The sequence below is a fragment of the Sphingopyxis sp. Root154 genome (assembly GCF_001427105.1).
Taxonomy (GTDB): domain Bacteria; phylum Pseudomonadota; class Alphaproteobacteria; order Sphingomonadales; family Sphingomonadaceae; genus Sphingopyxis.
The window spans coordinates 1-13887 of sequence record NZ_LMGI01000005.1 but is presented as its reverse complement, the minus strand read 5'-3'; the positions used below and the strand labels follow the sequence as shown (position 1 = coordinate 13887).

Sequence of the window (13887 nt, the reverse complement as noted above, 5' to 3'; positions counted from 1 at the left end):
ATTCAGCCGAAGGCGAAGTCCGCCCGATCGAGCGTGGTAGCCCCGCGAACGAAGATTGTATCGGTGCCGCCCAGCTGGATCGTCACCCCCGCGCTGCTGGTGGTGAAGCGCAGCGCCTCATAAGCGATGTCGAAGGCGCTGAGGTCGATCAGGTCGGCCTCGGCGCCGCCGCGAGTGAAGTCGGTGATCTCGTCGGCGCCCGAGCCGGATGCGAAGACGAAGCGGTCGCCCCCGCCGCCGCCGGTCAGCTTGTCCGCGCCGCCGCGCGCGCCAGCCGCCATGGTCACCGCGTCGCCATATAATATGTCGTTGCCGAGCCCGCCGATCAGCGTGTCCGCGCCGCCGACCCCGCTCGCCGTCATGTTCATTCCGTCGCCGACCAGTGTGTCGTCGCCGTCGCCGCCGTCGAGAGTGTCCCGCGCTGCGAGCGACGAGACCCACTCGGCATCGCCGACCAGAAGATCATTGCCCGCGCCGCCATATAGCCGGTCGGTCTGCGACCCGCCGTACAGCGTGTCGTCGCCGTCCTCGCCCGAGAGCATATCCTCATTCTTGCCGCCATCGAGCCGGTCGGCGCCCATGCCTCCGCGCAGCGTGTCGTTGCCGTCGTCGCCGGAGAGCGCGTCGTCGCCTTCGCCGCCGGTCAGTATATTGGCGCTGGCGCTGCCCAGCAGCACATCCGCAAAGGCCGAGCCCTGCGCATTCTCGATACTGACCAGCCGGTCGCCCATGGCATCGCCGCCGGTCGCGGTCTGCGCGCGCAGGTTGACCAGCACGCCGCCGAGCGAGCCCGCATATTCCGCAGTGTCCGACCCCGCGCCGCCGTCGAGCATATCGCCGCCCGCGCCGCCGCGCAGCACGTCCGCGCCGTCGCCGCCGGTCAGCCGATCCTCGCCTCCGCTGCCGACGACGAAATTGTCGAGCGCATTGCCGGTCATCGTCGCACCGATCGTCCCGGTATAGACCAGCTCCTCGATATTGGCGCCAAGCGTGTAGCTCGTCGCGGCGGTGCGGATGCGATCGCGCCCCTCCCCCGCCGCCTCGATCACCTGGTCGCCAGCCTCATAGACGACATAGAGGTCGTTGCCGGTGCCGCCGCGCAGCACGTCGTTACCGCTGCCGCCGTCGAGCTGATCGTCACCCGCGCCACCGAACAAGAGATCGTCGCCGCCCCGCCCATAGAGGATATCGCCGAGCAGCGGATCGTCGCCGCCGGTGATGCTGTCGGCATAGTTGGAGCCGATCACCGTCTCGATGCCGACCAGCCGGTCGCCCTCCGCCTCACCACCGCGATTGACGTTGGTGACAAGGTTCACGGTGATCGCGGCGGACTTGGTGTAATCGACCTGGTCGCGTCCCGTCCCGCCGTCGAGCAGGTCCGCGCCCGCGCCGCCCACCAGCTTGTCGTCGCCGTCGAGCCCGTAGAGCGCGTCAGCAAACGCCTTGCCGTACAAGCTGTTATCGAGCGCATTGCCGGTGCCGGTAAAGCCGCCGCCGCCGGTATAGCTCAGGTCTTCGACCCCATCGGCGAGCGTCAGAGAGGACAGGCCCGTGCGCACGATATCGACCCCGCCGCCGACCGTCTCCGTTACCTGATCGCCTTCATTGTCGACCACATAGGAATCGTCGCCCGCGCCGCCGTTCATCACATCCGCGCCCGCGCCGCCATCGAGTATGTCGTTGCCCGCGTCGCCGTCGATCCGGTTGGCGTTCGCGTCGCCCGTCAGCGTGTCGGCGAAGGCGCTGCCGGTCACAGCCTCGATCCCCGACAGGCCGTCGCCCTGCGCATCACCGCCCGACACGGCGCCGGTGGCGAGGTTGACCTTCACGCCCACGGCGCTGCCCGAATACACCACAGTGTCGAACCCGCCCGCACCGTCGATCCGGTCTCCGCCCGCACCGCCGACGAGAATCTGATCGCCGCCATTTCCGATCAGCGTATCCGCAAAGCCGGTGCCGATGAAACGCTCGATCCCGTCGAACCGGTCGCCCTCGGCATCGCCGCCGCTGCTTACGCCGGTCTGGAGGTCGATCGAGATGGCATTCGCATTGGCGCTGTAGTCAACCGTATCGATTCCCTCGCCGCCGATCAGCACATCGGCGCCCGCCCCGCCCTGAAGCAGATCGTCGCCGCCGCGCCCGTCGAGCCGGTCCGCGCCCGCGCCGCCGTACAACGCCTCGTCCGCTCCCACCCCGGCCAGCGCATCGTCGAAGGCCGAGCCGACCAGTGCTTCGATACTCACCAGCCGGTCGCCCGCCGCATCGCCCGTTCCACTCTGCACCGACAGGGCAAGGTCGACCTGCACCGCTGCCCCCGAGCCCGAATAATCCGCCGTGTCGGGGCCGTCGCGCCCATCGAGCAGGTCCGCGCCCTTGCCTCCGACCAGCCGGTTGTCGCCCGCGTCGCCGTTCAGCACATCGTCGAACGCTGTACCGATCAGGCCCTCGATCGCGACAAGGCTCACCCCGCCCGACGCCGTGCCCGCCGCGAGGTCCGCCATCACTGCGCTCGCGCTGGTCGAAAAGTCGGCAATATCGATACCCGCGCCGCCGTCGAGCCGGTCCGCCCCGCCCTTGCCGGCCAGCCGGTCGTCCCCGGCGCCGCCCGACAGCGCATTGGCCGTACCGTCGCCGGTCAGCACATCGCCAAAGCCCGAGCCGACCAGATTCTCGATCCCCGCCAGCACGTCGCCCTGGGCATCGCCGCCGCTACCGGTGCCGCCCAGTACCGCGTTCACCGCAGCGCCGCTCGCCGCATAATCGGCGGTGTCGGTCCCGGCACCGCCCGTCAGCCGGTCCGCGCCCGCGCCGCCGATCAGCACATTGGCGAAGCCGTCCCCGGTCAGCACATCGCCGAAGCCCGAGCCGATCAGTCCTTCGACCCCCTGGAGCCGGTCGCCCTGGGCATCGCCGCCAATCCCGGTACCGGCGACAAGATCGATCGTGACCGCGGCGCCACTGCCCGAATAGTCGGCGCTGTCAAACCCGGCGCCGCCGATCAGCATGTCGGCACCTGCGCCGCCGACGAGCAGATCGTCGCCGCCGCGCCCGTCGATCCGGTCGTCGCCCGCGCCGCCGCCGAGCGAGTCCGCGCCGTCATCGCCCGACAGCGTATCGGCAAAGGCCGAGCCTTCCACCGCTTCAATTCCGATCAGCCGATCGCCTGCCGCCTCGCCGCCGCTTGCCGCGCCATTGGCAAGATCGACCACCACCCCCGCGCCGCTGCTGCCATAATCGACCCGATCGATCCCGGCCCCGCCATCGAGCAGGTCCGCGCCCGCGCCGCCATCGAGCATGTCGTCCCCCGCGCCGCCCGAAAGCCTATCGTCGCCATTCCCGCCGAACAGCCGGTTCGCGCCCGCATTCCCCGCCAGCGTGTCGTCAAAAGCCGAGCCCTCGACATCCTCGAACCCTTCGAACAGATCGCCCGCGGCATCGCCGCCGCTGGCGGAGAGCCGCATCAGGTCGACCTGCACCCCGGCGATGCTGCCTGCGTAACTGAGCAGATCACGTCCGGCGCCGCCAACCAATATGTCCGCGCCCGAACCGCCGGCCAGCACATCGTCGCCGGCATTGCCGATCATCATGTCATTGCCCGCGCCACCGATCAGCGCATCGGCGCCCGCAGTGCCGCCGATCAGGTCGTCGCCCGCGGTTCCCGCCGCTACTACTACGCGCTGCCCGTCCAGGGTCAGCACCGATCCCGTGCCCTTCTTCAAGGTCACCGTGCCCGCACCGGTGGCGAGGCCATAGTCCCGCACCGTCAGCGCGCCGTTCCTCTCGGCGAGATTGAACAACGTCGGCGAACCGGGGTCGGAGAAGAACGCCCCGTCGATCGTCGCGCTCGCGCCCTCGGCCAGCCAGATATGCTCGCGATTGCCCCCGGCGAGCGGCGCACCCGCGTCGAGGCTGACGATATTGCTCAGCTGCGCGCCCGTGCCCCACAGCCGGATGTTGCGGCCATTGCCCGAGACGATCGCGCCGTCGACCACGATGTTGTCGCTCTTCAAATCGAGCCCGCCATCGCTGTTGCCCGTGGCGATCACGTCGCGCAGCGTGATGTTATAGGTGCCGCGCTCGGTCGCGAAACCGTCGCCGTTGCGATAATCATTCACCGTGTCGAGCGCGTTGCGCATGGCGACACGGTCGATCGTCACGTCGTGCGCAGTGCCGGTGATGTGGACGCCGATCGCGAAATTGTCGCCGTCCTGAAACTGGCTGTCGCCGCGCACATCCTCGATCAGCACATTGTTCGTGTCGTACTGGATGCGGATCGCGCCTTTCGAATAACCGTCCACCGCGACGTCACGGATCGTGAGCCCGGTGATCGTCGCGCTGGCATTGGCCCCCGAGACCATATTGTCAAAGAAGCGCGAGACGTTCGCAGCGTCGACATGCTCGATCGCGAGGTTGCGCACATCGGCGCCGACACGAAAGGCCGTGCCGACATTCTCGAAGGCAAGATCGCTGAAGCGCAGATTGTTCGCGCCGCCGAGCAGGCGGAAGACCTCCTCGCCCGAGGGGCTGGCCGGGTCGAACGGCTCGGTCCGGGTACCGGCGATCGTCGCCGCCATCGCATTGCCCGCGCCATCGACCCCGCGGATCGTCACCGGCGCGCTCGCCGTCCCTCCCGCGACGATCGCCAGCGCCCCGGTCGGCGCGGTATAGGCCCCCTGGTCGGCGAGCAGCAACACCTGCCCGCCCGGGCCCGCCGCCGCGATGAGCTGCGGCAGGTCCTTCAGCGTCGCGGCGTTCGTGGCGCTCGAGCCGTCGCCCGAACCGCTGCCGGTCGGTGAGATGTAGAGGGTAGGCATGGCAAGGTTCCCGTCATAAGCCTGAAAAGACACCCCCCGCGCAATCGCGACCAAACAGCCCGCGACGGCACCCGGGTCAACCATATGCTGCACCTGCGAAAGCCGAATCGCCCCTTTGCTCCGACGACCGGAGCCGCGGCGCCTTCGCTCGCCAGGCTTTGGCCGCTACCAAGGTTCGTGCCGGACGATTCACGTTGCCGCACCCCGCAGATTATCAACGCCTCAAGAATCCGATCGGAGACCCACCGTGCAGCAGGACCTGTCCCTTGGGACGTCGGAGCCGCCCGCGGACACCGGGCTCGCCGCCTTCGCCCAAATTCTCGCAATGCACCGCATAGCCGCGGACCCGGCCGAGCTGCGCCACAGCCTGGGCCATTCCGATCCGGTCACGGCATCCGATATGCTACGCCTGGCAAAGCGGATCGAAGGCGTCCGCGCCCGCGCCACGACCGCGGATTTCGAGCGACTGAGACGCCTTCCCATGCCGGCGATGGCCACCGGTGCCGAGGGTTGGTTCGTGATCGGCCGCGTCGGCGAGGATGCCGTCGCGGTCCAGCGCCCCGGTGTCGCGATCGAGCGGTGGGACCGCGCCGAACTGGAGGCCCGTTGGTCGGGAGAGCTGCTTCTCATCGCCACCCGTGATGCCGCGCAGGTTGCCGCGCCCGCCTTCGACATGACCTGGTTCGTTCCCCAGATCGTCAAGTACCGAAAGCTGATCGGCGAGGTGCTGCTGATCACCCTCGCGCTCAACCTGCTCGGCCTCGCCGCGCCACTCTTCTTCCAGAATGTCGTCGACAAGGTGCTGGCGCACAACAGCCTGGCAACGCTGCAGGTGCTCAGCATCGGACTGGTGGTCGTCTCGCTCTGGGAAGTCGCGTTCGGCTGGCTGCGCACCCGGCTCTATTCGGAGACCAGCCAGAAATTGGACGTCGAGCTGGGCAGCCGCCTCTTCCGCCACCTGCTCCGCCTGCCGCTCGCCTATTTCGAGAATCGCCGCGTCGGCGACACCGTGACCCGCGTCCGCGAGCTGGAGACGGTGCGCGAATTCATGACCAATGCCTCGCTCACCGTGCTGGTCGATCCGCTGTTTACGATCGTCTTCCTCGTCGCGATGTGGCTGTACTCGCCGCTCCTCTTCGCCATCGTCGCGCTCACCCTCCCCGCTTATGTGATCGTCTCGCTCGTCGTCACCGGCCCCTTGCGCCGTCGGCTCGACGAGAAATTCGCGCGCGGCGCCGCGAACAACGCGCTGCTCGTCGAGAGCGTCTCGGGCATGCAGACACTCAAGGCCGCCGCGGTCGAGCCGCAATGGCAGGACCGCTGGGAGCGCCAGCTCGCCGCGTACAGCGCCGCCAACCAGCGGGTGATCAACCTCGGCAATTCGGGCAGCCAGGCGGTCCAGCTCATCTCCAAGCTGAGCCTCGCCGCGATCCTGTTCTTCGGCGCGCAGCAGGTGATCGCCGGCGCGCTGACCATCGGCGGGCTGGTCGCGTTCAACATGTTCGCCCAGCGCGTCTCCGGCCCGGTCATCCGAATGGCGCAGCTCTGGCAGGACTTCCAGCAGGTCCGCCTCTCGGTCCAGCGGATCGGCGACATCCTCAATAGCGGCCCCGAGCCCGGCGCCGGATCGCGCACAGCTTTGCCTGCGCTCGCCGGCCATGTCCGCTTCGAGGCCGTCCGCTTCCGCTATACCGCCGAGGGCCCCTGGACGCTCGACGACATCGACCTCGATCTGCCCGCCGGCGCCACGCTCGGCATCGCCGGCGCCTCGGGCTCGGGCAAGTCGACGCTCACCAAATTGCTCCAGCGCCTCTATCTGCCCGCAAGCGGCCGCGTGCTGATCGACGGCGTCGACATCGCGCAGATCGACCCCGCCTGGCTGCGCCGCCAGATCGGGGTGGTGTTGCAGGAGAACATATTGTTCAACCGCTCGATCCGCGAGAATATCGCGCTCGCCGATCCCGTCATGGCGATCGAGCGGGTTATGACCGCCGCCCGCCTCGCCGGCGCGCACGACTTCATCCTGGAGTTGCCTCGGGGCTATGACACGATCGTCGAGGAACGCGGCGTCAATTTCTCGGGCGGCCAGCGCCAGCGCCTCGCCATCGCCCGCGCGCTGATCACCAATCCGCGCATCCTGATCCTCGACGAGGCGACCTCGGCGCTCGATGCCGAGAGCGAGGAGATCGTCCAGCGCAACCTCAAGGCGATCGCCGCCGGCCGCACCGTGCTGATCATCGCGCATCGCCTCTCCGCGATCCGCCAGTGCGACCGTATCCTGACGCTCGACAAGGGGCGCATCGTCGAAAGCGGCACGCATGACGAGCTGCTCCGCCTCGGCGGCCGCTATGCCGCGCTCCATCACCGCCAGATCGGCGTTCAGGCGGGGGCGGCGGCATGAACGCGATCACGCGTCACTGGACGGCCGTTCGCGACGCGCTCGACAATGAACGCGCGCGATCGCGCGGGGTATTGCGCACCGAGGAAGCCGATTTCCTTCCCGCCGCGCTCGAAGTGGTCGAGCGCCCCGTGTCGCCGACCGCGCGGATCACCGCCTGGCTATTGCTCGGCCTGCTTACCGTTGCCCTGCTCTGGCTGGTGCTTGGCCGGGTCGACGTCGTCGCCTCGGCGCCGGGCAAGCTGATCCCCGCCAACGACGTCAAGCTGATCCAGCCCGGCGCGGCAGGGATCGTCCACGCCATCTTGGTCCGCGACGGCCAGCGCGTCCGCGCCGGTCAGCCGCTGGTCGAGCTCGATCCCACCGTCTCGGATGCCGACACGGCGCAGGCCGGCAAAGCGCTGGAGACCGCCGTGCTCGACGCCGCGCGGCTGCGCGCCATACTGTCCGCGCTCGACGGCCAGGGTCTGCGCTTTACCCCGCCCGCCGGAACCACGGCCGACGTCGCCGCCACCCAGATCGCGCTCGCCCGCGCTCAGCTCGCCGAGATCCGGGCGGGCAGTCAGACGCATGCCGCCGACACCGAATCCGCCCGCGCGGCCCGGGCCGAAGCGCAGATCCAGGCGGACAAGCTCACCGAGACCCTGCCGCTGCTCGACGAGCAGATCGCCGCCAACGAGACGCTGCTGGAGAAAGGCTATGTCTCGAAACTGCGCGTGATCGAAATGCGCCGCCAGCGCCTCGTCGCCGCGCGCGACCGCGACGCCGCGCTCGCCACCGCACGCAAGGCCGAAGCGCAGATCGCGGTGGCCGGCGGCCATTCGAGCCAATCCACCGCCGAAGCGCGCGCGCGCATCCTCGCCGATCTCGCCAAGGCCGAGAGCGACGCGCGGCTGCGCAAGGAGGAGCTGACCAAGGCGACGAAACGCGGCAGCCTCCAGCGCCTCGTCAGCCCCGTCGACGGCACGGTCACGCAGCTCGCCGTCCACACCGTCGGCGGCGTCGTCGAGGCGGCCAAGCCGATCATGGTGATCGTGCCTGCGCGCGGGAAGCTCGTCGCCGAAGTGGCGATCGCCAACAAGGATGTCGGCTTCGTCCGCGCCGGCCAACCGGTCGCGCTGAAGGTCGAGGCCTTTTCCTTCACGCGCTACGGCGCGGTGCCGGGTCGGCTCGAGCAGATCAGCTCGGACGCGGTGCAGGATGAGAAGCGCGGCCTCATCTACACCGCGCGGGTGACGCTGGACCGCGCGACGATCGTGCGCGATGGCAGGGCGATCCCTCTCACCCCCGGCATGGCGGTCACCGCCGACATCCGCACCGGCCGCCGCTCGCTCGCCTCCTACCTGCTGAGCCCGATCGACGAGATCCGGGCGACGGCGGCGCGGGAGCGCTAATGCCTCCTCCCCTCTGAAGAGAGGGAAGCGCCGATGACGCACGGCATCATGGAGGCCTCACGTTAATGCGGGCCGGCCTGTTCCGCGGGGCCGATATTGGCCTGACCAAATACTCCGAATGCGCGATGACGGCCGCATATATGTGCGAAATCTGCGCACAATCCCTGTCATTCCGATAATTGGTAAGGCACTATTGCCAAATTGGACTGACAAGTCTATCCGGCAACAGGACACACGACGTCAAATCGGTCGCCCTGATTACAAAAGGGCGACGGATCTTGGTGCAGGCCGAAGGGAGAGAAGAATGAGTCGCGAGAGCTGCAGCAGGCGCCACCTGCTTATTTCAACGAGTCTGATGAGCCTGCTGATCATGTCGCCAGCCCATGGCCAGACGGCTACGCAGGCACCGGCCGAACAAGCCAGCCCGACAGGCGACAACACCGAATCTCCCCAAGCCGACACGCAAGAGATCATCGTGACCGGTTTCCGTGGCTCGCTAAATAGCGCGCTGAACCTGAAGCGGCAGGAAACCGCCGCGGTCGACAGCATCGTCTCCGAAGACATCGGCAAGTTTCCCGATTCCAACCTCGCCGAATCGATGCAGCGTATTCCCGGCGTCGCCTTGTCGCGCGGCGATGGCGGCGAGGGGCGCAATATCTCGGTTCGCGGTCTCGGCGCGCAATTCACCCGCGTGCGGATCAACGGGATGGAGGGCACATCGCAGGTCAGCGGCAGCGACATCCGCGGCGGCGTCGCCACGGGCCGCTCGTTCGACTTCGTGACCTTCCCGACCGAAATCTTCTCCGCGCTTTCGGTCCGCAAGACGACCTCCGCCGACGTTGAGGAAGGCTCGCTCGGCGCGACGGTTGACCTGCGCGCGCCCCGGCCGTTCGACCAGAAGGAGGACTTTGTCTTCTCGGGCACGGCGCGCGGAATCTATAACGACATCAGCAAGAAGGCCGATCCGCGGCTGTCCGCACTCGTTTCCAAGCAGTTCGGCGACACATTCGGCGTGCTCGCCAGCCTCGCCTATTCGAAGCGTCACATCGACGAATATGCCTATTCGGCGGTCGACATCCTGCCATCCTACGTCGCCGGGCAGTCGCAGGGCGGCATCATCTTCCCCTTTTGTACGCCTGTCGGCTACACCTATGGCGGCGTACCGGTGAACAGCCCCGCGCCGGGCTATGCCAATGGCGGCACCCCGGTCGGCGCCGACGCCAACAACTGCAGCGCCGGCAACCCCCGCACCAGCACCAAGGAAGCCTATGATTATATCATGAGCCGCACGGGTGTGTCGGGCCGCCCGGGTGGCGGGGTTTTCCTGCCTCGCCTGCCCCGTCCGGTGAAGGGCAGCCAGAATCAGGAGCGTATGGCCGGGTCGCTGACGCTGCAATGGAAACCCACCGACGACACCGATATCTCGCTCGACGGCCTGTATTCGCGCTTCAAGGTCAATCGTCTCGACACGATGCTCGATGCGCGCTCGATGGGCCGCACCGCCTCGAACAACGGCCAGCCGATGATGTCGATCCGCGACATCGAAGTCGACGACAACGGGTCGCTGATCCATGGCCTGTGGGACGGCGTGGACCTGCGATCGGAAATGCAGGACGAGCGCTTCACCTCGACCTTCCGCCAGGTGAACCTCAACTTCGACCATCGCTTCTCCGACACGTTCCGCGTCTTCGGCCTGGCCGGCGTCAACGATTCCAAATTGAACGTCGACCGCCTCCAGGTCGCGATGGATTCGAACGACACCGATAATTTCTCGATCGACTTCCGCGACAATCCGGACGTCCCGAAGATCGGTTACGGCATCGACCTGACCAATCCGGCCAATTTCCTGTTTGGCCCACCGCTGGCCGACGGCACGCAGCGCGGACAGATTTCGAGCTTCATCCGTAAAAACACGATCGTCAGCAAGACCTTCGAATTAAACGCCGAGTGGGAGGCCGCCCCGAACTTCACCGTTCAGGTGGGTGGCCAGTATCGCACCAACAAATATACCGCGCGCGAGCGGCAGTTGATCCCCGCCCAGTCGTTGCCGCAGATGCTCCCCGCAGGCGTGTCGCTCGCCGACATCACCTTCGTGACGAAAGGGATCGGCAAGAATCTGAACGGCCAGATGCAGGATTTCCTTGCGATCGATCCGGACAAGTTCCGCGAGGCGGTGAACTTCAGCAGCTATCAATATTGCAACCTGGAGTGCGCCAAGGGCACCTATGGCGGGGTCGAAGAGAAATACACGTCGGGCTACGCCATGGTGAAGTTCGACACCGAAGACGTCTTGCCATTCGCGCTGCGCGGCGATGCCGGCGTTCGCTATGTCCGTACCAGCTTCGACACTTACGGGCCGATCCCTACCGCTGCGCCAGCCGGATCGCCCTATCCGACGCGATATGTAATCTCGACGGTGGAGCGTAGCTACGATGACTGGCTGCCGTCGATAAACGTCGCGCTCGACGTCACGCCCGACCTTATCGCCCGCTTCTCGGCAGCGCGCGTGATGTCGCGCCCGTCCTATGGGCAATTGATCCCCAGCGGCAGCGCGAACATCGTGATCCGCACCGCCTCGATCACCAACCCCTATCTCGATCCGATCCGGGCGAACACGGTCGACGCCGCGCTCGAATGGTATTTCGCGCCCGGTTCACTGCTGTCGGTCGCCTATTTCTACAAGAATATCGAGACCTATATCCAGAATACCAACCAGCTGGTGCCGTTCCGCGATCTCGGGCTTCCGCTGTCGCTGCTCGAGGGCACGGGCACGGGCATCACGCCCGACGAACTGTTCAGCGTGACGCGCAGCAACAACACCGACGGCGGGCCGCTGCGCGGGTTCGAGGCGAACCTCCAGCTGCCGTTTACTTTCCTGCCGGGGGCGCTCAGCAATTTCGGCTTGCTCGCCAACTTCACGCGCGTGCGCTCGAGCATCAATTACATCATCTCGCCGACCCTCACGCGCAGGGCGCCTCTTGTCGGCCTCTCGCCGGAAACCGCCAGCGCCACGCTCTATTATGAGGACGACAAGTTCAGCGTCCGGTCGACGATTAACTACCGGGCGGCCTTCCTCACCGGCGTCCCGGGCCCGACCGACAGCGACGCGAACGTCAATGCGAGCTCGATCTTCGTCGATGCCTCGGCCTCCTACAACATCAACGACAATATCAAGCTCATCGCCGAGGTATCGAACATCACCAACGAGACCAACCGTCTCTACACCGACACCACGCGGAAAGACCCGCTCTACACCTCCTATTTCGGCCGCACGTTCAGCCTGGCAGTCAATTTCCAGTTCTGAGCTTCTCCCTGTCGCCGCGAGCATCGGTCGGTTTTCCGATCATGCTCGCGGCGATATGTTGCGGGCGGCGACCGTCTCGGTGCGCACCGGAAAGCAGGTTAAAACCGGTCCATTAATTGTCACAATTGGTATTACCAATTTTATTGAAAATGGTAAGGCAGATGCTATGAACAACGGGAGCAGCCGATCGGCTCCACGTAACGAGAACAGGAAAATAGCATGAAGATCCAGTCTGCCCGCGTCATCGTGACATGTCCGGGGCGTAATTTCGTTACCTTGAAGATCGAGACCGATCAGGGGGTTTTCGGAATCGGCGATGCGACGCTGAACGGGCGCGAGCTCTCGGTCGTTTCCTATCTCGAAGACCATGTCATCCCTTGCCTGATCGGGATGGACCCGCGCCGGATCGAGGATATCTGGCAGTATCTCTATCGCGGCGCCTATTGGCGGCGCGGCCCTGTCACCATGTCGGCGATCGCGGCGGTCGACACGGCGCTTTGGGATATCAAGGGAAAGATGGCGGGCATGCCGATCTACGACCTGCTCGGCGGAAAGAGCCGCGACGGCGTGATGGTCTATGGCCATGCCAATGGCGCCGACATCGCCGAAACCGTCGACGCCGTCGGCCAGTATATCGACTTGGGATATAAGGCCATTCGCGCGCAATCGGGGGTACCGGGCATCAAGGACGCCTATGGTGTCGGCCGCGGCAAGCTCTTCTATGAGCCAGCCGACGCCGCGCTTCCGTCGCTGACGATCTGGGATACGAAGAAATATCTCGATCACATCCCCAAATTGTTCGAAAAAATCCGCGATACCTATGGTTTCGAGCATCACCTGCTCCATGACGGCCATCATCGGATGACCCCCATCGAAGCCGCCCAGCTCGGCAAGGCGCTGGAGCCCGCGAAGCTATTCTGGCTCGAAGATGCGACCCCGGCGGAAAATCAGGAAGCGTTCAAACTCATTCGCCAGCATACGACGACCCCGCTGGCCGTCGGAGAGATTTTCAACACGATCTGGGACTGCAAGGAGCTGATCCAGAACCAGCTGATCGACTATATCCGCGCGACCGTGGTTCACGCCGGCGGCATCACGCATTTACGGCGGATCGCCGACCTGGCCGCGATCTATCAGATCAAGACCGGCAGCCATGGCGCGACCGACCTGTCGCCCGTGTGCATGGGCGCGGCGCTCCACTTCGACACATGGGTCCCCAATTTCGGGATCCAGGAATATATGCGCCACACGCCCGAGACCGACGAAGTCTTCCCGCACAGCTACCGTTTCGAGCAGGGATATATGTATGCAGGCGACGCCCCGGGGCATGGGGTCGACATCGACGAGAAGCAGGCGGCAAAATATCCCTATCAGCCCGCCTATCTGCCCGTCGCCCGGCTCGAAGACGGGACGATGTTCAACTGGTGAGCTGTCTTGAGGCATTCCAGCTCGAGCCGATGCATCAGCATCGGCTGGGCATGGGCCGTTTCCTCGATCCGTCGCGGTTATGCGATGACGTCTTCGGGGTGCCAACCGGAAGGGAGCAGACCGTTCGCGCCGAACAGCCGTTCCATCGCCCTTTCCCCCCCGACGACAGTGCGGAGCTGCTCCGCGAGCGGATCGTCAAGCGGATGGTCGCTGCGCAGGAAAGCGATCCATGCGGCGATCGCCGTTTCGAGCGCCGGGCAACGCGCGCCGCGTTTCTGATGCCAGGCGAGCGTTTCGAGCCAGCGTTGCGGGATTTTCTGGCTGCCATCCATCGCGATCTGGATCAGCCGGTGGTTCAGGGCGGGGTTGGCGAAACGGTCGAGCAGGGCGCCGGCATAGGCCGAGAGGTCCTGTCCCGGCGCCGCGTCGATCGTCGGGGCCGCTTCCTCGCGCATCAGCCGCTCGATCACCGGCCGGATCGCCGGGTCGGCGATCGCCTGATGGACAAAAGCATGCCCTGCCCCAAGCCCGATATAGGCCGATATAGGC

Annotated in this window: 5 protein-coding genes and 1 pseudogene; 4 read left to right on the top strand and 2 right to left on the bottom strand. The window is 66.2% G+C overall.

Annotated features, from left to right (window positions below; genetic code table 11):
• Positions 1–2: 2 nt before the first annotated feature.
• Positions 3–4814, bottom strand: coding sequence for a beta strand repeat-containing protein (locus tag ASD73_RS22905; protein ID WP_162248186.1), 4812 nt, complete (start codon positions 4812–4814; stop codon positions 3–5).
• Positions 4815–5061: 247 nt separating this feature from the next.
• Between ASD73_RS22905 and ASD73_RS21770 the strand changes: the two genes are divergently transcribed.
• The 4 genes from ASD73_RS21770 to manD all read left to right on the top strand — a co-directional run bounded on the left by ASD73_RS21770 (position 5062) and on the right by manD (position 13338).
• Complete coding sequence (locus ASD73_RS21770) at positions 5062–7215, top strand: type I secretion system permease/ATPase (protein WP_268801260.1); 2154 nt, start codon at positions 5062–5064, stop codon at positions 7213–7215.
• Positions 7212–8606 carry an HlyD family type I secretion periplasmic adaptor subunit gene (locus tag ASD73_RS21765; protein WP_056368312.1) on the top strand — a complete coding sequence of 465 codons (1395 nt, stop codon included), beginning with the start codon at positions 7212–7214 and terminating at the stop codon, positions 8604–8606. Before ASD73_RS21770 ends, ASD73_RS21765 begins: the two co-directional genes overlap by 4 nt.
• 355 nt (positions 8607–8961) lie before the next feature.
• Positions 8962–11910: a TonB-dependent receptor gene (locus ASD73_RS21760; RefSeq protein ID WP_235534644.1), complete on the top strand. Its 2949-nt coding sequence runs from the start codon at positions 8962–8964 to the stop codon at positions 11908–11910.
• Between the two features lie 219 nt (positions 11911–12129).
• Complete coding sequence (gene manD, locus ASD73_RS21755) at positions 12130–13338, top strand: D-mannonate dehydratase ManD (RefSeq protein ID WP_056368307.1); 1209 nt, start codon at positions 12130–12132, stop codon at positions 13336–13338.
• A gap of 77 nt (positions 13339–13415) precedes the next feature.
• On the opposite strand, the pseudogene ASD73_RS21750 reads toward manD, so the two are convergent.
• Positions 13416–13887, bottom strand: a pseudogene (locus tag ASD73_RS21750) (mannitol dehydrogenase family protein); the annotation flags it as partial.